General features: G+C 58.6%; 27 protein-coding genes. 7 read left to right on the top strand and 20 right to left on the bottom strand.

Annotated features, from left to right (window positions below; all coding sequences use genetic code 11):
- Position 1: 1 nt before the first annotated feature.
- Genes rpmC through rpsJ form a run of 10 tightly spaced genes read right to left on the bottom strand, consistent with a single transcriptional unit; the run spans position 2 to position 4,862 of the window.
- A complete protein-coding gene (gene rpmC, locus QP904_RS03970; RefSeq protein WP_005322842.1) occupies positions 2-232 on the bottom strand; it encodes a 50S ribosomal protein L29 in 231 nt (76 codons plus the stop codon).
- A complete protein-coding gene (rplP, locus tag QP904_RS03975; protein WP_023020553.1) occupies positions 232-648 on the bottom strand; it encodes a 50S ribosomal protein L16 in 417 nt (138 codons plus the stop codon). Before rplP ends, rpmC begins: the two co-directional genes overlap by 1 nt.
- A gap of 3 nt (positions 649-651) precedes the next feature.
- The gene (gene rpsC / locus QP904_RS03980) at positions 652-1,395 is read right to left on the bottom strand and encodes a 30S ribosomal protein S3 (protein WP_023027807.1); all 744 of its coding nucleotides are present in this window, start codon (positions 1,393-1,395) and stop codon (positions 652-654) included.
- The gene (rplV, locus tag QP904_RS03985; protein ID WP_005276938.1) at positions 1,395-1,757 is read right to left on the bottom strand and encodes a 50S ribosomal protein L22; all 363 of its coding nucleotides are present in this window, start codon (positions 1,755-1,757) and stop codon (positions 1,395-1,397) included. The genes rpsC and rplV overlap by 1 nt, the downstream gene beginning before the upstream one ends.
- A gap of 3 nt (positions 1,758-1,760) precedes the next feature.
- The gene (gene rpsS, locus QP904_RS03990; RefSeq protein ID WP_005276936.1) at positions 1,761-2,039 is read right to left on the bottom strand and encodes a 30S ribosomal protein S19; all 279 of its coding nucleotides are present in this window, start codon (positions 2,037-2,039) and stop codon (positions 1,761-1,763) included.
- Positions 2,040-2,052: 13 nt separating this feature from the next.
- Positions 2,053-2,889 (bottom strand): 50S ribosomal protein L2, encoded by an 837-nt coding sequence (gene rplB, locus QP904_RS03995; RefSeq protein ID WP_023020551.1) that lies wholly within the window; start codon positions 2,887-2,889, stop codon positions 2,053-2,055.
- A 35-nt stretch (positions 2,890-2,924) separates the two neighbouring features.
- The gene (gene rplW, locus QP904_RS04000) at positions 2,925-3,227 is read right to left on the bottom strand and encodes a 50S ribosomal protein L23 (protein WP_023020550.1); all 303 of its coding nucleotides are present in this window, start codon (positions 3,225-3,227) and stop codon (positions 2,925-2,927) included.
- Entirely contained in the window at positions 3,227-3,880 is a 654-nt protein-coding gene (gene rplD / locus QP904_RS04005) for a 50S ribosomal protein L4 (RefSeq protein WP_005322847.1), read from the bottom strand. The genes rplW and rplD overlap by 1 nt, the downstream gene beginning before the upstream one ends.
- Positions 3,877-4,533, bottom strand: a complete 657-nt coding sequence (gene rplC, locus QP904_RS04010; protein WP_023020549.1) for a 50S ribosomal protein L3 — start codon at positions 4,531-4,533, stop codon at positions 3,877-3,879. The genes rplD and rplC overlap by 4 nt, the downstream gene beginning before the upstream one ends.
- A 23-nt stretch (positions 4,534-4,556) precedes the next feature.
- A complete protein-coding gene (gene rpsJ, locus QP904_RS04015; protein ID WP_003848085.1) occupies positions 4,557-4,862 on the bottom strand; it encodes a 30S ribosomal protein S10 in 306 nt (101 codons plus the stop codon).
- Between the two features lie 355 nt (positions 4,863-5,217).
- Here rpsJ and QP904_RS04020 point away from each other — a divergent pair, with 355 nt between their 5' ends.
- The 7 genes from QP904_RS04020 to amaP are packed head-to-tail and all read left to right on the top strand — an operon-like array spanning position 5,218 to position 8,703.
- Positions 5,218-5,532, top strand: coding sequence for a hypothetical protein (locus tag QP904_RS04020; protein ID WP_248100355.1), 315 nt, complete (start codon positions 5,218-5,220; stop codon positions 5,530-5,532).
- A 49-nt stretch (positions 5,533-5,581) separates the two neighbouring features.
- Entirely contained in the window at positions 5,582-6,061 is a 480-nt protein-coding gene (locus QP904_RS04025; protein ID WP_086589073.1) for an Asp23/Gls24 family envelope stress response protein, read from the top strand.
- A gap of 5 nt (positions 6,062-6,066) precedes the next feature.
- Positions 6,067-6,414, top strand: coding sequence for a hypothetical protein (locus tag QP904_RS04030; protein WP_049358636.1), 348 nt, complete (start codon positions 6,067-6,069; stop codon positions 6,412-6,414).
- A 2-nt stretch (positions 6,415-6,416) separates the two neighbouring features.
- Positions 6,417-6,611 (top strand): hypothetical protein, encoded by a 195-nt coding sequence (locus QP904_RS04035; RefSeq protein ID WP_005322852.1) that lies wholly within the window; start codon positions 6,417-6,419, stop codon positions 6,609-6,611.
- The gene (locus QP904_RS04040; protein ID WP_284835572.1) at positions 6,611-7,576 is read left to right on the top strand and encodes an Asp23/Gls24 family envelope stress response protein; all 966 of its coding nucleotides are present in this window, start codon (positions 6,611-6,613) and stop codon (positions 7,574-7,576) included. Before QP904_RS04035 ends, QP904_RS04040 begins: the two co-directional genes overlap by 1 nt.
- Positions 7,569-8,135 (top strand): DUF6286 domain-containing protein, encoded by a 567-nt coding sequence (locus tag QP904_RS04045; RefSeq protein WP_023020544.1) that lies wholly within the window; start codon positions 7,569-7,571, stop codon positions 8,133-8,135. Before QP904_RS04040 ends, QP904_RS04045 begins: the two co-directional genes overlap by 8 nt.
- Positions 8,128-8,703, top strand: coding sequence for an alkaline shock response membrane anchor protein AmaP (amaP, locus tag QP904_RS04050; RefSeq protein ID WP_023020543.1), 576 nt, complete (start codon positions 8,128-8,130; stop codon positions 8,701-8,703). The genes QP904_RS04045 and amaP overlap by 8 nt, the downstream gene beginning before the upstream one ends.
- On the opposite strand, the gene QP904_RS04055 is transcribed toward amaP, so the two are convergent.
- The 10 genes from QP904_RS04055 to QP904_RS04100 all read right to left on the bottom strand — a co-directional run bounded on the left by QP904_RS04055 (position 8,692) and on the right by QP904_RS04100 (position 22,458).
- Entirely contained in the window at positions 8,692-9,390 is a 699-nt protein-coding gene (locus QP904_RS04055; RefSeq protein WP_023020542.1) for a hypothetical protein, read from the bottom strand. The genes amaP and QP904_RS04055 overlap by 12 nt on opposite strands.
- A 272-nt stretch (positions 9,391-9,662) precedes the next feature.
- Positions 9,663-10,853 (bottom strand): elongation factor Tu, encoded by a 1,191-nt coding sequence (gene tuf, locus QP904_RS04060; protein ID WP_284835573.1) that lies wholly within the window; start codon positions 10,851-10,853, stop codon positions 9,663-9,665.
- A 392-nt stretch (positions 10,854-11,245) separates the two neighbouring features.
- Complete coding sequence (gene fusA / locus QP904_RS04065) at positions 11,246-13,375, bottom strand: elongation factor G (protein WP_023020537.1); 2,130 nt, start codon at positions 13,373-13,375, stop codon at positions 11,246-11,248.
- Positions 13,376-13,698: 323 nt separating this feature from the next.
- On the bottom strand, positions 13,699-14,166 hold the full coding sequence (rpsG, locus tag QP904_RS04070) for a 30S ribosomal protein S7 (RefSeq protein WP_005322865.1): 468 nt from the start codon (positions 14,164-14,166) through the stop codon (positions 13,699-13,701).
- Positions 14,167-14,172: 6 nt separating this feature from the next.
- Positions 14,173-14,544, bottom strand: coding sequence for a 30S ribosomal protein S12 (gene rpsL / locus QP904_RS04075; RefSeq protein ID WP_005322866.1), 372 nt, complete (start codon positions 14,542-14,544; stop codon positions 14,173-14,175).
- A gap of 232 nt (positions 14,545-14,776) precedes the next feature.
- Positions 14,777-15,328, bottom strand: a complete 552-nt coding sequence (locus QP904_RS04080) for a nucleoside/nucleotide kinase family protein (protein WP_023027806.1) — start codon at positions 15,326-15,328, stop codon at positions 14,777-14,779.
- A gap of 26 nt (positions 15,329-15,354) precedes the next feature.
- A complete protein-coding gene (locus QP904_RS04085) occupies positions 15,355-16,125 on the bottom strand; it encodes an energy-coupling factor transporter transmembrane component T family protein (RefSeq protein ID WP_284835643.1) in 771 nt (256 codons plus the stop codon).
- Positions 16,118-17,545 (bottom strand): ABC transporter ATP-binding protein, encoded by a 1,428-nt coding sequence (locus tag QP904_RS04090; protein ID WP_284835574.1) that lies wholly within the window; start codon positions 17,543-17,545, stop codon positions 16,118-16,120. Before QP904_RS04090 ends, QP904_RS04085 begins: the two co-directional genes overlap by 8 nt.
- A gap of 14 nt (positions 17,546-17,559) precedes the next feature.
- Positions 17,560-18,171 carry an ECF transporter S component gene (locus QP904_RS04095; protein ID WP_200288279.1) on the bottom strand — a complete coding sequence of 204 codons (612 nt, stop codon included), beginning with the start codon at positions 18,169-18,171 and terminating at the stop codon, positions 17,560-17,562.
- A 291-nt stretch (positions 18,172-18,462) separates the two neighbouring features.
- The gene (locus QP904_RS04100; RefSeq protein ID WP_023020532.1) at positions 18,463-22,458 is read right to left on the bottom strand and encodes a DNA-directed RNA polymerase subunit beta'; all 3,996 of its coding nucleotides are present in this window, start codon (positions 22,456-22,458) and stop codon (positions 18,463-18,465) included.
- Between the last annotated feature and the right edge of the window lie 63 nt (positions 22,459-22,521).

Consider the following 22,521-nt stretch of genomic DNA (forward strand, 5'->3'; position numbering starts at 1 on the left):
ATTAAGCCTCAGCTCCCGGAGCAACGGACAGGCCCAGCTCGCGCTCGCGCAGAACGGTGTAGATGCGGGCAATGTCGCGCTTAACCGTGCCGATGCGGCGGTTGTTGGTCAGCTGGCCGGTGGCCTTCTGGAAGCGAAGGTTGAACAGTTCTTCCTTCGCATCCTTCAGGCGGGACTGCAGCTCAGCATTGTCGAGCTCACGGAACTCGTGGGCGGGGGTACCGGTTGCCATTAGAACTGGTCCTCCTTCTTGATGATACGGACCTTGCAAGGAAGCTTCTGGCCAGCGCGGCGCAGAGCCTCAATTGCAACGGCATCGTTCGGATAGCTCATCTCGAAAAGTACGCGGCCCGGCTTAACGTTAGCCACCCACTTCTCAACCGGGCCCTTACCGGAACCCATACGAACGCCGAGCGGCTTCTGGGTCAACGGACGGTCCGGGAAGATGTTGATCCACACCTTGCCACCACGCTTGACGTGGCGGTTGATGGCAATACGTGCGGCCTCAATCTGACGGTTGGTGATGTACGCCGGCTCGAGAGCCTGGATAGCGTAATCGCCGAAGTTGATGCGGTTACCGCCCTTGGACACGCCGCGACGGTTCGGGCGGTGCTGACGGCGGTACTTAACACGCTTAGGAATCAGCATGGATTAGCCCTCCTGCTTCTGCTGTGCACGCTGGCGGCGCTGGCCACCGCGGCGGGAGCGACCATTGCGGTCACGGCCACGGCCCTGTGCCGGAGCGTTCAGTTCGGACTCGCGTACGCCACCGACGACGTCACCCTTATAGATCCACACCTTGATGCCAATGCGGCCGAAGGTGGTGTGGGCCTCTGCGGTGCCGTAATCGATTTCGGCGCGAAGAGTGTGCAGCGGAACGCGACCCTCGTGGTAGCGCTCAACGCGGGACATTTCAGCACCACCCAGGCGGCCGGACAGCAGAATCTTGATGCCCTTGACCTGTGGCTGGCGCATAGCGGACTGGATAGCCTTGCGCATTGCACGACGGAATGCGACGCGGTTAACCAGCTGCTCCGCGATGGAGTGAGCAACCAGGGTTGCGTTTGCGTCTACCTGCTTGACCTCGAGGATGTTGAGGGCAACCATCTTGCCGGTGAGCTTTTCCAGCTCGCGGCGGATACGGTCAGCCTCAGCACCGCGGCGGCCAATCACGATGCCCGGGCGGGCGGTGTGAATGTCGACGCGGACGCGGTCGCGGGTGCGCTCGATAACGACGTCGGCAATGCCGGCGCGCTCGAGGCCCTTGTTGAGGTAGTTACGAATCTTGATGTCTTCGGCTACGTAGTTCGCGTAGTCCTTATCGGCGAACCAGTGGGTCTTCCAGTCGGAAGTGATGCCCAAACGTAGGCCGTGAGGATGGATCTTCTGGCCCATTACTTGGCCCCTTCCTGCTGGCTTTCGACCACCACGGTGATGTGGCTGGTGCGCTTACGAATCATGAATGCACGACCCTGTGCACGCGGCTGGAAACGACGCATGGTCGGACCCTCGTTGGCATAAGCCTCGGAGATGACCAGGGTACGTGGGTCGAGGCCGAAGTTGTTCTCAGCGTTAGCGGCTGCAGAAGCAACGACCTTAGCAACTGGCTTGGAAGCACCCTGCGGTGCGTACTTCAGGATAGCCAGGGCTTCGCTTACGGACTTGCCGCGGACCAGATCGAGCACGCGACGTGCCTTCATCGGGGTGACGCGGACGTAGCGGGCCGTGGCGGATGCGGAGGTGATGGTCTCACTCATCGCTTATCGACGTCCCTTCTTGTCATCCTTGACGTGACCCTTAAAGGTCTTGGTTGGTGCAAACTCGCCCAGCTTGTGGCCGACCATGGAGTCCTCGATGAAAACCGGCACGTGCTTGCGGCCGTCGTGGACGGCGAAGGTGTGACCGATGAAATCGGGGAGAATGGTCGAGCGGCGAGACCAGGTCTTGATGACCTGCTTGGTGCCTGCATCGTTCTGAGCATCCACCTTGTTGAGGAGGTGCTCATCGACGAACGGGCCCTTCTTAAGGCTGCGTGGCATTGTTTACCTCCTCTTAGCGCTTCTTGTTCGGGCGACGACGGCGCACGATCATGTTGTTGGAGTAACGGTTCGGGTTGCGGGTGCGACCCTCCTTGTGGCCCCATGGGGACACAGGGTGGCGACCACCCGAGGTCTTACCCTCACCACCACCGTGTGGGTGGTCAACCGGGTTCATTACGACACCGCGGACGGTCGGGCGAACGCCCTTCCAACGCATACGGCCGGCCTTGCCCCAGCGGATGTTCATCTGCTCGGCATTGCCAACCTCACCAACGGTGGCGCGGCAGCGGATATCCACACGGCGGATTTCGGAAGACGGCATACGCAGAACTGCGTACTTGCCTTCCTTACCCAGCAGCTGAATGGAAGCACCAGCGGAGCGAGCCAGCTTAGCGCCAGCACCCGGCTTGAGCTCAACAGCGTGGATGGTAGAACCGGTCGGGATATTACGCAGAGGCAGGTTGTTGCCAACCTTGATATCTGCATTCGGGCCGGACTCTACGATGGTGCCCTGCTTCAGACCCTTAGGGGCGATGATGTAGCGCTTTTCGCCATCAACGTAGTGAAGCAGTGCAATGTTTGCGGTGCGGTTCGGGTCGTACTCGATGTGAGCGACCTTTGCCGGGATGCCGTCCTTGTCGTTACGACGGAAGTCGATCAGACGGTAACGGCGCTTGTGGCCACCGCCGATATGGCGGGTGGTGATGCGGCCGTAGTTGTTACGGCCACCAGTCTTGCTCAGCGGGCGCAGCAGGGACTTCTCCGGAGTAGAACGAGTGATCTCGTCAAACTCAGAAACGGAGGATGCGCGGCGACCCGGAGTTGTCGGCTTGTACTTACGAATAGCCATAATTCTTCCTTTTCCTTTCGGCTCTCCGGTGACGCTTAAGCGCCGCCGCCGAAGACGTCGATGGAGTCGCTGCCTTCACGGAGCGTCACATATGCACGCTTGGTGGACTTACGCTGGCCGTAACCGGTGCGGGTGCGCTTACGCTTGCCTGCACGGTTCACGGTGTTCACGGAGTCGACCTTGACGTCAAAGATCTGCTCTACGGCATCTTTAATCTGGGACTTATTGGAGTCCGTGGAGACGTAGAACGTGTACACGTTCTGCTCCATCAGACCGTAGGACTTCTCGGATACAACCGGGGCGATGATGATATCGCGTGGGTTAGAAATCTTAGCCATTAGTTCTCCTCCTTATCCGCGCCGGTTGCGCGGTTGATGAAGGTGTGTAGCGCCTCAACGGAGAACACAACGTCATCGGAGTAGAGAACGTCGTAGGTGTTGAGCTGGCCAGCGTCCAGGATCTGAACGTTAGGCAGGTTATTAGCGCTACGACGAGCGTTGATGTCCTCGCGGCCGATGACCAGGAGCACGTTCTTGCGCTCGGTCAGGGACTCGAGGAAGGCCTTAGCCGACTTGGTGGACGGCTTCTGGCCCGGTACGAGCTCTTCGATGACGTGGATGCGCTCGTTGCGAGCACGGTCAGACAGTGCACCGAAGAGAGCAGCCTTGATCATCTTCTTAGGGGTGCGCTGTGCGTAGTCGCGCGGCTGTGGGCCATGGACGGTGCCGCCACCGGTGTAATGCGGTGCGCGGATGGAGCCCTGGCGTGCACGGCCGGTGCCCTTCTGACGGAAAGGCTTGCGACCACCACCGCGGACATCGCCGCGGGTCTTGGTTGCGTGGGTGCCCTGGCGTGCAGCAGCAAGCTGAGCGTTAACAACCTGGTGCATCAGAGCAATGGATGCCTCGGTGTCAAAGATTTCAGCAGGCAGGTCTACAGAGCCGTTGGTCTTACCCTCGGAAGTGTGGACGTCTAGCTTGAGGTTGCTCATGCGTGTGCACCGCCCTTCACTGCGGTCTTAACGGTGACGAGGCCGCCGCGCGCACCAGGGATAGCACCCTTGATGAGCAGCAGGTTGGACTCGGCATCGATTTTCTGAATCTTCAGGTTCTGGGTGGTCACGCGGTCCTGGCCCATACGGCCAGCCATGCGCTTGCCCTTGAAGACGCGGCCCGGGGTAGCAGCGCCGCCGATGCCACCAACGCGGCGGTGAGCGGCCTGGTTACCGTGAGCTGCGCCCTGGCCTGCGAAGCCGTGGCGCTTCATGGCACCAGCGTAGCCGTGGCCCTTGGTCTTGCCGGTGACGTCAACGAAGGTGATGCCCTCGAAGATGTCAACCTTGACCTCTTGGCCAACCTCATAAGCAGAGGTGTCGTCCATGCGGATTTCCGCAACGTGACGGCGTGGGGTTACGCCAGCCTTCTTGAAGTGACCACCAACCGGCTTATTTGCCTTGCGTGGGTCGATTTCGCCAAAGGCGATCTGGATGGCGCTGTAGCCATCGGTTTCGGGGGTGCGAATCTGGGTGACAACGCATGGCCCTGCCTCGACGACGGTAACCGGTACAACGCGGTTGTCCTCGTCGAAGACCTGGGTCATGCCGAGCTTCTTGCCCAGAATGCCCTTGATCTCGTTTTCACTCATTATTTGTTCTCCACCAAAGTCGCTTACTGGATGTTCACGTCGACGCTTGCCGGAAGATCGATGCGCATAAGAGCATCAACGGTCTTCGGGGTTGGGTCGAGAATGTCGATCAGGCGCTTGTGAGTGCGCATCTCGAAGTGCTCGCGAGAGTCCTTGTACTTGTGCGGAGAACGAATAACTGCGTATACGTTCTTCTCGGTTGGGAGCGGCACTGGGCCGACTACACGAGCACCGGTACGGGTAACGGTCTCGACGATCTTCTTTGCAGAAGCGTCGATAGCCTCGTGGTCATAGGCCTTCAGCCGAATGCGGATTTTTTGTCCCGCCACGCTTATCCTCTTCCTCGCTTCCCCACTTTCACATTCCCGGCGTTTCCGGGGCGTGAAGCGGTGGGAAATTGCTTCTCGATTTCTCTATAACGTTGTCCGGGCTTGGGGGCCTGACACAACGCCAGTGGTCTGACTGTCATGACGACCAAGAGTTGCGGTACATGGCAAGCGCCAGAACGCAGTGCTCTCGACGGGGTACAAGACCCGTGGTCAAAGTATTGTGAAGAGGACGGTTTTCACGCATTACACGTGGAGAGTGTCCAATTCGTCTACTGCCGCTGTTTATTTGCCATGCCCCTTCTCCGGTCCATCTTCTCGGGGTGTCACTGCTCTAACGCGGACCTAGCCCGATCGGATGACCTTCCAGTCAATGTTTCAAGTTCCCCTGAAACATGGCGACAACGAAGGTGTCATGTTCGCTTTACCAGCTCAGCGTCTCCCCAAGACTGTGCTTGACGACGTCCGTCGCTCGCACCACATCTCGGTTCTCGCTGCCCTGTTAAAGCAACCTTTGTATTTAAGCATGTTGGGCTGCGGTTTTTCAAGCCGCGTATTAAACCGTGCCAAAAATCACGTTTTGGATAATTTTGTTGCTCCGCACCCCACGATTGCCGGAGAAGTATCTAAGCTCGGTGTCATTGGCTATGGACAATTTGTCCTGCCTAGATAGTTGAATACCGCTTTCTCACAGCACTCGATAAAGAAAGGCACAAACACTCATGTCTGAAAACAAGACTCCTGCACAAAATACCGATAACCAGGTTCCGGCTTCCGAGGAGCGCGAGGTAAATAACAACCTGGAAACCCAGTACGGCACCACCACCATCGACGATGTCGTGGTCTCCAAGATTGCCGGCATCGCAGCCCGCGAGGTTTCCGGCGTGGATTCATTGGGTGGCGGCGGCGCCCGCATGATCGGCAATATTCGCGAGTCCTTCGGTGCTTCCGAGGACGTCCGCCAGGGCGTAGACGTAGAGGTAGCAGAAGGCTCCGCCCGCATCGAGATTGCAATTACGGCTGAGTACGGCGTGGCCATCCACGAGCTCGCTGAGGCTATCCGCCGCAACATCATGAATGCTGTAGAGCGCATGACCGGCCTGAGCGTCGAGCGCGTCAACGTTGTTGTTCACGATGTCAAGCTGCCGAAGGATGAGTCCGAGTCTGAAGACCAGGCTGCTTTGAACCAGGGTCAGGCCTAAGCCCAATGCCTGAGCCCCGAGCACATTTCGAGCTCGAGGTAAGCCACGCCCGCGCTATTGCAGAGGCCGTCACGAAAGTCCGCGGCGTCGCTGCACTCGACGGCGGTTCGTTCGGTTCGGTGAGTTTGTACCTCCCAGGCGAGCGCATCGTCGGCATGCGGCGACCCAATCCGCGCGATGATCGCCACCTGCAGATCAACATCCGCGTCGATATCAGCGCGGCGCCGGACCTTTATGCCTTGGCAGAAGATATCCGGTCCGCCGCACGTGGGGCATGTCCCGAACTGCAGCGCATTGACGTTGAGTTTTCTGACGCCGTGGATGGCTTATCCGCTGCTCCATCGAAGGAATAGATATGAAAAATTACACCACTTTGGGCATCATTTCCGGCCTTATTCTTGCCTTCTTTTTGTACCTAGGCTGGGGTCCTACTTTGCTCGCCGTACTCCTTGCTGCCATTGGCGGAATCGTGGGAGCACACTTTGATGGCCGTATCGATCTCACCTCTGTGTGGAATGGCCTCATTGGTAAGGAGAAAGGCCAAGGTTAATGACAGATAGTTCCACTCAGGGCCACACGCGTATCTCGCTGCGGACCATGGAACACATCGTTACCGCCGCGATCGCTAGCGTGCCCGGCACCAAGGCCATAGAGGCCAAGCTAGCGGGCATCGGCGGCCGCGGTTTTCCACGGGTCTCGGTCCAAATGGACTCGGAGCGCGAGGTAGCGGCCGTCAACGCCACTATCGGCGTGGTGTGGCCCTCGCCGGTTACTACGGTGGCGGAGCATACCCGCACCGCCATTTCAGAAGCCATCGCGGCACATACCGGTTATTCCACGACACGCGTTAATGTCACCGTTGGCGGTTCCGTTCCGGGCAATCGGGTCACAGCGGCAGAAGTGGAGCAGCGCCAGGTTGCTGCTGCCGTCGCGCCGCACATCACGCCCTCGCCGGTCTGGCAGCCGGTCACTGCCGAGTCGGTCAACGTACGCAGCATTGCCACGCCGCAGAAAACACCGGTGCGCAGCGTCACTGCCCTGGACTCCGACATCGCGGTGCGGTCCGTAAACACTCCGCGCGAGGCTGAGGTACGCAGTGTCTCTGCTGATCTCCCTGACCACCACCTGCGCGAAATCTCTTCCCCAGGTGAACATGCGCTGCGGCCTCTCAAAGAGCCTAAGCCGGTACACGTTCACAGCGTGGCGGCACCGCGCCCAGCCAAGCTGGTCCCCAGCGGACAGGTTCGCCCGCTGTCGCGAAAAGTAAAGGTATCAGCTCCTCGGCCGCAGCCGCTGCGTGATATCGAGATCCGCCACGAGTGGACACCGCGCCGCGTGCAGACCCCTAAGTCCGTTCCTGCGCGAAAGGTACAAGCCCCTCGACCACAAGCACTCAAACGTATTGAGGTCACCCCGGCCAACCCTCGCCCACTGCACGTGGATGTGCCACGACCGGAGCCGTTGCGCGCCATTTCCATAAACCCCTACCGCCCACAAGGAGGCAACCATGGCTGAACAGCACATGCCTGAACACTTTGGGCAGCAGCCGAAGGCGTCTCCAGCGGCGCGATCGTGGGCTGTGATTCTAGGGCTGCTTCTGATCGCCGCGGGCATCGTCGGCGTGCGCGAGACGTGGCTTGTAGGTTCTGGCTCCGATGCCCAATCGTGGGTACAGCCAGTACTTAACCTCATCGCCACTGAACAGCTGCAGACCTGGATGATTTGGGCCGGTGTCGCATCCATCATCGTCGGCCTTATCTTCCTATTTGCAACGCTAAAGACGCGCCGCACAACGCACCTGCAGCTGGCTTCCGATACCGCGTCCATGTGGATGCGGCCGGTAGATATCGCTCGCCTATCTTCGGCGACTGCTCGCCGCGTGCCGGGCGTTGCCTCCGCACAGACCTCAGCGGATAAAAAGACCGCTAAGGTCACCGTCAATGGTGATACCGACGATGCCGAGCTGCAGGGCCGAGTAGAGACCGCGGTTACGCAGTGCCTGGCGCACTTAAAGAATCCGCCACAGGTCACCGTAGCTGTAGAAAAGATTCCGGAGTTGGATAACAATGTCTAGAAAACTTGCTACTTTTGACCGTATCCTGCTCGGCCTGCTGGGAATAATCCTCATCGCTTTGGGCGTGTGGCCCATCCTTATCCACTTCAATGTGGAGTTTGCCAAGTACTTAGCCCTGTGGGTGGACCACGATGCGTGGAAGACGTTGGCGGACAATGACTGGTGGGTCTGGGCGCTGGCCGGTGGTTCCGCACTACTGCTTATCGTAGGCCTGTGGCTCGTGGTAGCTAACCTGCGCCACCGTCGCTTTAATAACGTGGAGTCTGCATCGTCTAATGACAAGGGATCTATCACGACGTCGATGAACGCTATTGCCGGTGCTGTGGCCCAGGATCTGGATGGAATTAAGGGCGTCGAGCACGTGGAGCGGCTCGTGGCTTATGACCGTGCCCGCCCTACCCTGCAGTACACGGTCACGGCCAATCCGGATACCCCGGTGGAGCGCCTTACTGGCGCCGTGGAGACCAATGAACGCGATTTCCGCGCGGCTTTCCCGGACGCGGATTTGGACACCATTTATAAACTGCAATTCAGCAAGGTTGGACCTCTGAAGGACCTATCCGAATAGCGGGTTCGGGGTCTCTGCCACTAGGACCTCTTCAATGGCCCCCAAACGGGCCGATTCGCCGCCCCCGAGGATCACTTCCAGTTCCTCTCCGGGGCGGCATTTTTCTATTCGCTGCCAAGAATAATCCTGGCGAGTAACGCGGCGATTTTCCTTGGCAAATAGGTGTAACCCATGGTCAAGAACGCCAATGGCCCCGGAGAAGCGAAGAACAAAGACGAAATCGCCTAACTCCTGCCGCTTCAGGCCCTTGAGGTCTGGGCACGTAGTGCTCAACCGCATGAGGCTGGTAACCACGCCAAAGCGGTGCTCGAAGCCTTCTGTATCACGAATGGTAAAAGGCCGGCCGGGCCCGGTTGGGCGAATGGAATCATATGCCCATACCACGGGTTGAGCTTGTGGACGGCGCACGATGACGTGGGTGGGGGTGGCGGTAATGCGGTTAGTGGGGGCGTCGGCAAGCACCAGCCACTCCCCTTCCGCAATGCGTCCGTTATCCAAGGGCAGAAGCGGTGGATGCACGGCCGCTTGTCGCTGCAACTCCGCTACCAGCTCCGCATCGCTCGCACCCCAACCGATGCCCCGATTAGCCAGCATGGCAAAGAAGGTGGCGAGACTGAGGTCGGGTTGGCCTTCCCAGGCGCGACGGAGGGACTCAAGAGTGGGATCGATGCGGGTGGGGTCATCCATATCCGCCAAGATTACCCAGCGACGGCGACAGGCAAGAGGTCGGGGTGCGGGCGAAGATATTCACCCCCAAGTTAATTTCATTCAATTAAATAAGTACTATAAGTGTTCAACAATCGTGAACGCCATATCCCCTGTTCATCGGCACTTTAGTGCCCTATTTTCCCGCTTCGCCACCCCCGCCAAGGAGAAAGTGGGTTAAGGATCAAAAAATCCGCCCCACCAAAGGTGAAGCGGATTCTTTTTAGCTCTACTGAGCGGTTACGAGGTATCGATTACTCGATAACCTTGGTAACGCGGCCAGCGCCGACAGTGCGGGAGCCCTCGCGGATAGCGAAGCGCAGGCCCTCGTCCATAGCGACCGGCTGGATGAGCTCAACGGACATCTCAACATTGTCGCCAGGCATAACCATCTCGGTACCCTCTGGCAGGTGAACAACACCGGTAACGTCCGTGGTACGGAAGTAGAACTGCGGACGGTAGTTGTTCATGAACGGGGTGTGGCGGCCGCCCTCTTCCTTCTTCAGGACGTAGACGGAGCCCTCGAACTTGGTGTGCGGGGTGTAAGCGCCCGGCTTGATAACAACCTGGCCACGCTCAACGTCCTCACGCTTGGTACCACGCAGAAGCAGACCACAGTTGTCGCCAGCCTCGGTGTAGTCCATCATCTTGCGGAACATCTCGATACCGGTAACGGTGGTGGTCTGGGACTTCTCCTGGATACCGATGATCTCAACGTCCTCGTTGACGTTCAGACGGCCACGCTCAACACGGCCGGTAACAACGGTACCGCGGCCGGTAATGGTGAAGATGTCCTCGATAGGCATCAGGAACGGCTGGTCGGTAGCGCGCTCCGGATCCGGGATGGAGTTGTCGCAGGCTTCCATCAGATCAACGACGGACTGTACCCACTTGTCATCGCCCTCGAGGGCCTTCAGAGCGGAGATGTGAACGATAGGAGCTTCCTCATCGTAATCCTGCTCTGCGAGCAGCTCACGGATCTCCATCTCAACGAGCTCGATGATTTCCTCATCATCAACCATGTCGCACTTGTTCAGCGCAACGAGGATGTAAGGAACGCCAACCTGGCGAGCAAGCAGAACGTGCTCGCGGGTCTGCGGCATCGGGCCATCGGTTGCAGCAACAACCAGGATAGCGCCGTCCATCTGAGCAGCGCCGGTAATCATGTTCTTGATGTAGTCGGCGTGGCCCGGAGCGTCAACGTGTGCGTAGTGGCGCTTCGGGGTGGAGTACTCAACGTGGGAGATGTTGATGGTAATACCGCGCTCCTTCTCCTCAGGAGCCTTGTCGATCATATCGAACGCGAATGCCTGGTTCTCCTCAGGGTACTGGTCAGCCAGAACCTTGGTGATCGCTGCGGTGGTGGTGGTCTTGCCGTGGTCGACGTGTCCGATGGTGCCGATGTTCACATGCGGCTTCGTACGCTCGAACTTCTCCTTTGCCACTGTATGTCCTCCTGGACTATATGGTGGCTACGACCTTCGCAGCCACGTGGTTGACAGTTGTCATTGGCACCCGACCCACAGTATGTGGGGCAAAGCGCTAATGACGCTTTCTTTACGTGCCAGTTACACGATCCTAGATTTATGCCACGGTTTTTTCAAACCGCCGTTATAGGAGGTAACCCCGCGAAATATCGCGGCCATTTCCCTCGACAAGAATCTTCTAAAAAGGATCCTGGGAGGGTAACGGCCGGCTCAATTCACAACCTAGATGGTTAAGCTGCAAACTCAGCCCGCCGCTACCCTGGCCCAGTTGTCCCGCTCCGCGGCGGGTCTGGCATCTACTGGCGAAGATTACCAGCCCGGACAAACCGCGGGTGGAACGGGGCTACTGCTTAGTTAGCGCTGCCGGTGCGCTCCTCGATGATCTCCTGTGCAACGGAGGATGGAACCTCTGCGTAGGAATCGAAGACCATGGTGAAGTTTGCGCGGCCAGCGGTGGAAGAACGCAGGTCACCGATGTAACCGAACATCTCGGACAGCGGCACCTTAGCCTTAACGACCTTCGCGCCGGAACGGTCCTCCATAGCGAAGACCTGGCCACGACGGGAGGAGATGTCACCGTTAACGGTGCCCATGTACTCCTCAGGGGTGACAACCTCAACGGCCATCATCGGCTCCAGCAGAACTGGCTTTGCCTTGGCCATTGCTTCCTTGAAGACCTGGGAGCCGGCCAGCTTGAAGGCCATCTCGGAGGAGTCGACGTCGTGGTAAGCGCCGTCTTCCAGGGTGGCCTTGATGTTAACCATCGGGAAGCCTGCCAGGTAGCCGTACTGCATTGCGTCCTGGATACCAGCGTCAACGGAAGGAATGTATTCCTTCGGAACGCGGCCACCGGTGACGGCATTCTCGAATGCGTAAGTTGCGGACTCGCCCTCTTCCAAGGTCTCTGGGTCCGGGTTGTACGGCTCGATGGTGCAGATAACCTTTGCGAACTGACCGGAACCACCGGTCTGCTTCTTGTGGGTATACTCCATGGACTCAACCTTCTTACGGATGGTCTCACGGTAAGCAACCTGCGGGTTACCGATGTTCGCCTCAACCTTGAACTCGCGCTTCATGCGGTCAACAAGAACGTCGAGGTGGAGCTCGCCCATGCCGCCGATAACGGTCTGGCCGGTCTCCTCATCCAGCTCGACGGTGAAGGTTGGGTCCTCAGCTGCGAGCTTCTGGATAGCGGTACCCAGCTTCTCCTGGTCAGCCTTGGTCTTCGGCTCGATGGAAACTTTGATAACCGGATCCGGGAAGTCCATGGACTCGAGGATGATCTGGTTATCCTTGTCACACAGGGTGTCACCGGTGGTGGTCTCTTTCAGACCGATAACAGCATAAATGTTACCGGCGTCTGCCTGCTCAACAGGGTTTTCCTTGTTGGCGTGCATCTGGAAGAGCTTACCGATGCGCTCCTTCTTGCCCTTGGTGGAGTTCATAACCTCGGTACCCGGGGTGACCTGGCCGGAGTAGACGCGGGTGAAGGTGAGCTGGCCAAAGAATGGGTGAGCAGCAATCTTGAATGCCAGTGCGGAGAACGGGGACTCAACGGAAGGCTTACGGGTAAGCTCCTTGTCCTCGTTTCCTACCTCGTGGCCGATAACCTCGCCGACGTCCAGCGGGCTTGGCAGGAAGTCAACCACAGCGTCGAGCAGTGGCTGCACGCCCTTGTTGCGGTAGGCGGTACCGCAATAAACCGGGTAGACCTCGGAGTTGATGGTGAGCTTACGGATGCCGGCCTTGAGCTCGTCAATGGTCAGCTCCTCGCCGCCGAAGTACTTCTCCATGAGCTCTTCGTCGGACTCAGCAACGGTCTCAACCAGCTTCTCGCGGTATTCTTCCGCCTTGTCCTTGAGGTCCTCTGGGATTTCCTCGTAGGTAGGCTCAGCGCCGGTCTCGACCTTGCCACGCCAGGTGATTGCCTGCATATTCAGCAGGTCGACAACGCCGTCGAAGTCATCCTCAGCGCCGATAGGCAGCTGCATAACCAGCGGCTTAGCGCCCAAGCGGTCAATGATGGTCTGAACGGTGAAGTAGAAGTCAGCGCCCAGCTTGTCCATCTTGTTAACGAAGCAGATACGCGGAACATCGTACTTAGCAGCCTGACGCCACACCTGCTCGGACTGCGGCTCAACGCCTTCCTTACCGTCGAAGACTGCGACGGCGCCGTCAAGAACACGCAGGGAACGCTCAACCTCAACGGTGAAGTCAACGTGACCCGGGGTGTCGATGATGTTGATCTGGTTGTTATTCCAGAAGCAGGTCACGGCAGCGGAGGTAATGGTGATGCCGCGTTCCTTCTCCTGCTCCATCCAGTCAGTAGTGGACGCACCGTCGTGGGTCTCGCCCACCTTACGGTTGATACCGGTGTAGAAGAGAATACGCTCGGTGGTGGTCGTCTTACCAGCATCGATGTGGGCCATGATGCCGATGTTGCGGACCTTGTTCAGATCCTTAAGCACTTCTTGTGCCACGTTTATACCCCAACTTAATAGTCGTCGACGCCGTGACCAGGTTTCTGGCTATGACGCCTGCATGGATAAGGTCATGTATATTTTTGCCACTATTTGGCCGTCCTCGGGGCATCCTGCCCCTAGACTTCCATCGCTTCAGTGTACTGGACACTCCACGATGCCGCTGGACCGGGCGGGCATACCGCCCAGAAATCACACCCATTAGGGCAAAAAATGACCCAAGCAAGAGATATGTAGTTTTGTGTCGCCGCCGGAGAAAACCTGCCGGCAGCCAGCGCGAAACTTTCTTCTCGTTGCTTGGGCCATTGAAATGAGTGCTGAAATTACCAGCGGTAGTGAGCGAAGGCTCGGTTAGCCTCAGCCATCTTGTGAGTATCCTCACGACGCTTAACGGAAGCGCCGAGGCCGTTGGAGGCATCCAGAATCTCGTTTGCGAGACGCTCAATCATGGAGTTCTCGCGACGCTGGCGGGTGAAGGTCACCATCCAGCGCAGTGCCAGGGTGTTTGCACGGTCAGGGCGAACCTCAACCGGCACCTGGTAAGTAGCGCCACCGACACGGCGGGAGCGAACCTCAAGGTCTGGGCGGATATTGCCCAATGCCTTCTCCAGGGTGCCAACCGGATCGGTGCCGGTCTTCTCGCGGCAAGCCTCGAGAGCGCCGTAGACGATACGCTCTGCGGTGGACTTCTTGCCGTCCTGGAGGATCTTGTTGACGAGCATGGTTACCTGCTCGGAGTTGTATACCGGGTCCTTGACTACAGGACGCTTCGGAGCAGCATTCTTACGCATTGTTTATTACTGTCCCTTCTTTGCGCCGTAACGGGAACGTGCCTGCTTACGGTCCTTGACACCCTGGGTATCCAGAGCGCCGCGGATAATCTTGTAACGAACACCAGGAAGGTCCTTCACACGGCCGCCGCGAACGAGGACCATGGAGTGCTCCTGCAGGTTGTGGCCCTCGCCCGGAATGTAGGCGGAAACCTCAATACCGGTGGTCAGGCGAACACGAGCAACCTTACGCAGTGCGGAGTTCGGCTTCTTAGGAGTGGTGGTGTACACGCGGGTGCATACACCGCGACGCTGCGGGGAACCCTTCAGCGCAGCGGTGGAAACCTCTTTACGCTTATCGTGGCGGCCCTTGCGGACCAGCTGCTGAATAGTTGGCATTTAACAGTCTTTCTGTCGAATTGCACCAATACCGAAGGAAAAGAACCAAACATGCAAAAATGGGCGCTCTTTCCCGGGGCGCTGCCGCATGTCCAGAACTCTTCCCAAGGTCGGTGCCTTGTTAAGGATCAGACTCTTCACCGCGCGCCAGCAAGGCACGCATAGTGAACTGCCGTTTAGACTAGCAAACCGATCACGCTTTATACAAAACGCGATCGGCACCTTCTTCCTGCTAGGACCATTCCCAAACTAAATCAGCCTCAGCAGCCTTGGTGGCAAAGTAGTCCTTTTCCTGTGCTTCCCAGGTTTCAAACCACTGCTCGTAGTCGGGCTCGCGGGCGATGGCGCGTTCGCGGCGTTGGTCCCGGGGGCCGTCGATAAGCACGCTAACTACCGTTCCCCTCTCCTTTGCGGCTGCGATATTGGCCGGGGTTACGGAGCCCACCCCTTCCACGATGAGATCATCGCGCACGTCGAGGCTAGCCCAGTCTCCAGGGCTGTCCGCCTCCCAATCCCAGCGCCAATAGCCGGGATTCATGGTGCGCAATACCTGTTCTGCCACCATGTCAGAGCCCTTGTCCAGGCCGTGCCAGCCGGGGTAGAACTCATCGAGGTGTACCACGCGCCAGTTGGTGCGCTCGGCCAGCGCGGCGGAAGTCCAGGTTTTTCCGGCACCCGAAGGGCCGTCGATAAGCACGGTCACTGGCTTGAAGGCACGCTTTCTGGCTGCCGCCAGCTTGACGACGTCCTCTAAAAGGCGCTCTTGTTGGCTATCAAAGTCCATGGTCGCTCAATCACTGCTTTCGCGGTTTATAGGCCGAAGAATCTCCAGGCCCCAGTGAGTACCGAAACTACCACCGGTACAAAAGCGAGGACAGTACCTAGGGCCATAATCCACCCATCACGGGCATGCAACCGGGAGGGACGCGCCCATGTACGTGCCCCTCCTCCCGGTGGTGTTCGGCCGAATCCGCGCGCTTCCATAGCCGTGGCCAATTTGCCACCGCGGCGCAGCGCGATGACCAATAGCCCGAAGGACATAGTAAGCAGATGCTTCAGCTTGCCGACGTCCGTCAGCCCCCTCGCCCTGCGCGCCATCCCCAGCGACTGCCAATCAGATTGAAAAAGCGTCATCATGCGCACACCGGCCACTGCACCAATGACAAAACGCGACGGCAGCTTCAAGATCTGCGAGAGAGCATCACCCAGCTCCGTAGGGTCGATATCACGGGCGAGCACCACCATGGGCAAAGCTACGGCAAAGACGCGCAACGTAATAGCGATGGCCAGGCTAAGGGAATTTTCGGTGACATGAATAAGCCCCCAGTGGAAGTATTCGGTGCCGCTGGGTTCACCATAAAGCAGCATTGAAATGCCGGAAATCGGGGCGACCAAGAAGAGGAACCATCCGGCCTTAAAGACTCGCGCCCACGATACCCCGCATAACGGGGCGAAAATCAGAGTAAGCACTAACGATACCGCTGCCGAAACCCAGTCAATGGACGCTAAAATGGGAGTGACCCAGATAAACATCATAAACACTCGGGTGAGCGGATTGGCTCCGCGCAAAAGGTTAGGCACCATCCACCTCCACATGATGATCCCCTAAAGCCTGGATAAACAAAGGATCGTGGGTGATGGAGGCAACGGTGGTGCCACCATCGGCTAGCTCGCGTAGCAAGCGCACCAGCTCCACAAAGGTCTGCGGGTCCTGTCCAAAAGTAGGCTCGTCAAGGAGTACCACCTCAGGTGACGTTACCAACGCAGTAGCTACTGAAAGGCGGCGCTTCTCGCCTCCAGAAAGCGTGAAGGGATTAGCCTCCAAAAGGTGCTCTAGGCGCAGGGAATCCACCAATTGGGCTATGCGCTCTTCTGGCGGTTTTACTCGCATGACCTTTGGCGCGACGCGCAGCTCTTCCGCTACGGTGCGCGAAACGAACTGGTGCTCCGGGTTTTGGAATACGAATCCAATGCGGTCTGCCAACTCACGAGACTTCCACCGAATCGGTGGCCCCTTGACCCCGCGGCGCACAAAGTCTGCCACTCCGATCTCGCCGGATATGGCCGGCAGCAAGCCCGCCATGGTCATTAACCATGTTGATTTTCCTGCACCATTGGGACCTGTAATCACAGTCGAAGCGCCCGCCGGCAGAGAAATCGTGCGCGGTGGGCCGAAGCGAGTAACCAAATCCTTACTCCAGAGTGCAGCGTCGCCTTCCCCAGCTGCACCATCGCCCAACTCGCGCGCCTGGGGGAGCCCTTCGACACGGCGGCGCCGTGCTACCTGCTCAAAGGGACCATCGGCCACGATGCGCCCATGCGCAATTTCCACGGCACGGTCAAGCAATCCTTCCCATGCCGTATGCTGGTGTTCTACCACCACAAGGGTAGCCCCAGTCTCTTCTACCAGTGCAGAAACGGCGCGAACCACATCGCGTGCGCCGGCAGGGTCAAGATTGGCAGTGGGTTCATCGAGCAGCACCACACCGGCGCCCATAGCGATTACACCCGCTAAAGCAAGGCGTTGCTTTTGCCCACCAGACAGGCGCTCGGTGGGAAAATCCATATCCACGAACGGGCCGACCAGATCCTTGGCCGCGGCTACGCGGCGCCAAATCTCTTCCCTCGGATACGCTAGGTTCTCGCAGCCGAAGGCAATATCGTCTCCCACCCGAGCTGAGATAACCTGCGAATCCGGGTCTTGTAATACCAGCCCTACGGGAATGGAATGTCCCGGTTCTTCCACTGCGCCAGTGGAATCTTCCAAGAGGATCTCTCCGGTGCGGGTTCCCTCTTCATCGGAACCCAGTACCCCGGCTATAGCAGCTAGGAAGGTGGATTTTCCGGATCCAGAGTCGCCGCAAAGCAATACCCGCTCGCCCGGTTCAATAACCAGGTCAATATCAGCTAACGCTGGCTGGGTGCGCCCGGCATGCGTCCAGCCAAAACCGCGGGCGGTAATTTTTGTGGGCCTTCCCGCCAGAGTGGAAAAGTCAGTCACAGTGCCAATACGCCCTAAGCGCGCTGTTCGCGGCCTGCGGCGAAACGATCCAAAGCGCCTGTCTTCGCTAGCGCCTTCACCACGAAAAAGCCCAAAGCACCGGCGAGGATCGCACCGGAGATAGTCAGCGTAACCAAATAAATCATTTGGAACTCGAAGGAGCGAGCCAAGTTACCGGAAAGGAATAGCTCGAGAATAAAAGCACCCCAGCCAGCCGCCATGCCGGCTAATACCGAAACTCCAAAGCCAAACCTGCGGTACAGGAAGATAGCCAAGATGATTTCCACGCCTAGCCCTTGTGCCAAGCCGGAATACAGGGTTTCAATGCCCCACTGGGAACCCAGCACTGCGGACACAGTGGCCGCTAGGACCTCAACGTATACAGCTGCACCTGGCTTGCGGATGATAAGGCCACCCAGCACGCCACCAATGAGCCAAATGCCGGTGGCTATACCGCCCAAGCCCGGGGTAATAGCATCCATAGCTTGGAACCAGGCATAGCCCACTGCGTTCCAACCCAAGAATACGAAGCCGCAAGCTACACCCAGAACAGATGCAACCACGATATCGACCACGCGCCAATTCAAACTGCGCTTCGGGGCAGCGGACGCACGTGTAGTAGACATAATTTTCCTCCCTCTCGCCGGCATTATCCGGATCAGGTTCTACGGTTCACCGCGCATGTGGCGGCATCTCAGCCAGTCTCGGCTACACAATGGCAGCTGACAAGCACCCGTGATGTGTGCATTTTTCAACTACTTAGGCAGCGCTCCCCTAAAGGCGCCTTGCCAAAAGCTGCATTCATACTAGCAGAGCAGTTTAGCGGTACACCCTAAACATGGAAACAGCCCCGCCTTCCTGTCATTCAGAAAGGCGGGGCCATCAATATCCCGCGTTAACGCAGATTCAGCTGCACCCTAGAAAGTGAAGTCCTCATCCAGCGGCACGGAGGCACCGGTGAACTCACCGAAGCCGTCATCGCCATAGATGGAATCGCCGTAAGTCGGAATCGAGTATGCAGCGTTGCGCGCAGCCTCGGTCGGCTTGACGGAAATATTGCGGTAGCGGGAAATACCCGTACCGGCCGGGATGAGCTTACCGATAATCACGTTCTCCTTGAGACCGATGAGCTTATCGGAGCGCTTATTAATAGCGGCGTCGGTAAGCACACGCGTGGTCTCCTGGAACGATGCAGCAGACAACCAGGACTCGGTAGCCAAGGAAGCCTTGGTAATACCCATGATCTCCGAGCGCAGCTGAGCCGGCTCGCCACCTTCTGCAACCTGAGCAGCATTGAGCTGCTTAGCCTCAGAAAGGTCGATGAGGTTACCCGGCAACAAGTCCGTAGTACCCGCATCAATGACGGTACCGCGGCGCAGCATCTGGCGGATGATGATCTCGATGTGCTTATCGTGGATAGCCACACCCTGGGTACGGTACACAGCCTGCACCTCGTTGATGAGGTGCTGCTCCACGCCACGGCGGCCGAGGACCTCGAGCACGTCGTGCGGGTCAGCCGCACCGCGCATCAGGCGGTCTCCGGTCTCGACGTGGTCGCCGTCCTTGAGGGAACGCTCGATCATCGCATCCGGGTTGGACTCCATCGGGCGACGGACCTGAGCCAGGCCCTGACGCTTGGAGAGCTTCTCATAGACCACATCATCAGAACCGTCATCCGGGGTGATGGTCAGGGTCCAGAAGTTGCCCTCATCGGACAGGGATACGGTGCCGTCAACGGAAGCGATAGGAGCGCGGTTCTTCGGGTTACGGGCCTCGAAAAGCTCCTGAACACGCGGGAGACCGCCGGTAATATCGCCACCGACACCACCCTGGTGGAACGTACGCATGGTCAGCTGGGTGCCCGGCTCACCAATGGACTGTGCCGCCACGATGCCGACGGCCTCGCCGATATCGACCAGCTGGCCGGAAGCCATGGACTTGCCGTAGCACTTGGCACACACGCCAGCCGGGGTCTGGCAGGTCAGCACGGAGCGAACCTTGACCTCAGTAACCTTGGCGTCCAACAGCTTCTGGGTGAGTTCCTCGGTGAGGTCGGAGCCGGCCTCAGCCACGACCTCGCCATTGTCGTCCTTGACATCGGTCGCGAGAACGCGGCCGGATGCGGAGGTCTCCCACAGCTCGGAGAGAACCACCTTGTCGCCGGAAACCTCGCCGATGGGGACGCGAACGCCCTGGCGGGTGCCACAGTCCTCTTCGCGGACGATGACGTCCTGGGCCACGTCCACCAGACGACGGGTGAGGTAGCCGGAGTCAGCGGTACGCAGCGCGGTATCGGCCAGACCCTTACGGGAACCGTGGGAGTTGTTGAAGTACTCCAGCACGGACAGGCCTTCACGGAAGGAGGTCTTAATCGGACGGGTGATGTAATCACCGTGCGAGTTCACAACCATGCCCTTCATACCGGCCAGCGTCCAGATCTGACGCATGTTACCGGCCGCACCAGACTTCACAATCATCGGAATCGGGTTGTGGTCAGGGTACATGTTCTCGACGGCCTCACCGACGGTATCGGTAGCGTCCTTCCACAGCTCAACCAGGCGATCGTAGCGCTCGCGCTCGGTCAGAGCACCCTGCTCCCAGTACTTACGCTCGATGCGCTCTGCTTCCTTCTCATAAGACTCGAGGATCTCGGTCTTATTCGGCAGAACCAGAACGTCAGACATAGTGATGGTCACGCCAGAACGGGTTGCCCAGTAGAAGCCGGCATCCTTCATGTTGTCCAGCACCTGAGCCACGGTGATCATCGGGTACTTATTGGCCAAGTCATTGACCACGTCACCGATGAGGACCTTGTTGCCAGAGCCGCCGCCCTTACGGACCATGATGCCCTCGAGGTACGGGTAGTTCCATGGCAACAACTCGTTGAACATGACGCGGCCAATGGTGGTGTAGCCCATCCATGCCTGGCCCTTGGTCCAGCCATCCGGGAACTGCTCCTCCTCGATCTCCTTCGGCGGACGAAGGTGATCGATGCGGACCTTGATCGGGGCCTGCAGGCCAACGGTGCCGCGGTCATAGGCCATGAGGGCCTCGGCGTAGGAGGAGTAAACGCCGGTTGCTGGCTTGTCCTCTTCTGCCTCGCGGAAGCGGCCGTTGCCACCGATCTCGTCCTCGGACTTGTCCATCGTCAGGTAGTACAGACCGGTAACCATATCCAGACGCGGCATAGCCAGTGGCTTACCGGATGCCGGGGACAGAATGTTATTGGACGCCAGCATCAAGACGCGGGCCTCAGCCTGTGCCTCAGCGGACAGCGGCAGGTGGACTGCCATCTGGTCACCGTCGAAGTCGGCGTTGAACGCCTCACAAGCCAGCGGGTGCAGCTGAATAGCCTTACCCTCAACCAGCTTCGGCTCGAAGGCCTGAATGCCCAGGCGGTGCAGCGTAGGTGCACGGTTGAGCATCACAGGGTGCTCAGAAATGGCCTGCTCCAGAACGTCCCACACCTCTGGGCGCTGGCGCTCAACCATGCGCTTGGCGGACTTGATGTTCTGGGCATAGTCGTTTTCTACCAAGCGCTTCATGACGAACGGCTTGAATAGCTCGAGCGCCATGAGCTTCGGCAGACCACACTCGTGCAACTTCAGCTGCGGTCCAACGATAATAACGGAACGGCCGGAGTAGTCCACGCGCTTACCCAGCAGGTTCTGGCGGAAGCGGCCCTGCTTGCCCTTGAGCAAGTCAGACAGAGACTTCAGCGGACGGTTGCCCGGGCCGGTAACCGGACGGCCGCGGCGGCCGTTATCGAAGAGTGCGTCCACAGACTCCTGCAGCATGCGCTTCTCGTTGTTCACGATGATCTCTGGAGCGCCCAGGTCGATCATGCGCTTCAAACGGTTATTGCGGTTGATCACGCGGCGGTAGAGGTCATTCAGGTCGGAGGTAGCAAAGCGGCCACCGTCCAGCTGCACCATTGGGCGCAGCTCTGGCGGGATAACCGGGATGGCATCCAACACCATGCCGGCCGGATCGTTGCCGGAGCGCAGGAAGGCAGCAACGACCTTCAGGCGCTTGAGGGCACGCATCTTCTTCTGGCCCTTGCCATTGTTGATGATCTCGCGCAGCTCCTCGGCCTCAGCCTCGAGGTCGAAGTTGCGGACCAGGGTCTGGATGGCTTCTGCGCCCATGCCGCCGGTGAAGTAATCCTCGTAGCGGTCAACCAGCTCTTCGTAGATGGTCTCATCGATGATCATCTGCTTTGGAGCCAGCTTGATGAAGGTATTCCAGATTTCATCCAGGCGGGCGATTTCGCGCTCGCCACGCTCGCGGATGTGCTGCATTTCCTTATCGGCAGCGTTCTTTACCTTCTTACGGGCATCGGCCTTGGCACCGGCTGCTTCCAGCTCAGCCAGGTCAGACTCCAGCTTGGAGGCGCGCTCTGCGATCTCGGACTCGGTATCGTCCTCAACGTCCTTCTTCTCCAGGAGCATTTCTGCTTCCAGGGTGGACTGATCGTTGTGGCGAGCCTCTTCATCCACGGAGGTGATGATATTGGCGGCGAAGTAAATGATGCGCTCGAGATCCTTCGGAGCCAGGTCCAGCAGGTAGCCCAAGCGGGACGGAACGCCCTTGAAGTACCAGATGTGGGTTACCGGAGCGGCCAGCTCAATGTGGCCCATGCGCTCACGGCGAACCTTGGACTTGGTGACCTCAACGCCACAGCGCTCACAGATGATGCCCTTGTAGCGGACGCGCTTGTACTTACCACAAGCGCACTCCCAGTCACGGGTGGGGCCGAAGATGCGCTCACAGAAGAGGCCGTCCTTCTCCGGCTTCAGAGTGCGGTAGTTAATGGTCTCAGGCTTTTTGACCTCGCCCTTGGACCAGCGACGAATATCGTCTGCGGTGGCCAGACCGATGCGGAGCTCGTCGAAGAGATTTACGTCAAACACGTAATGTCTCCCTTTCATCCTCGTTGTCGAGGAATTGATGGCTTTGTATGAATGGAACGTTTA

Source organism: Corynebacterium nasorum (assembly GCF_030229765.1).
Lineage (GTDB): Bacteria > Actinomycetota > Actinomycetes > Mycobacteriales > Mycobacteriaceae > Corynebacterium > Corynebacterium kefirresidentii.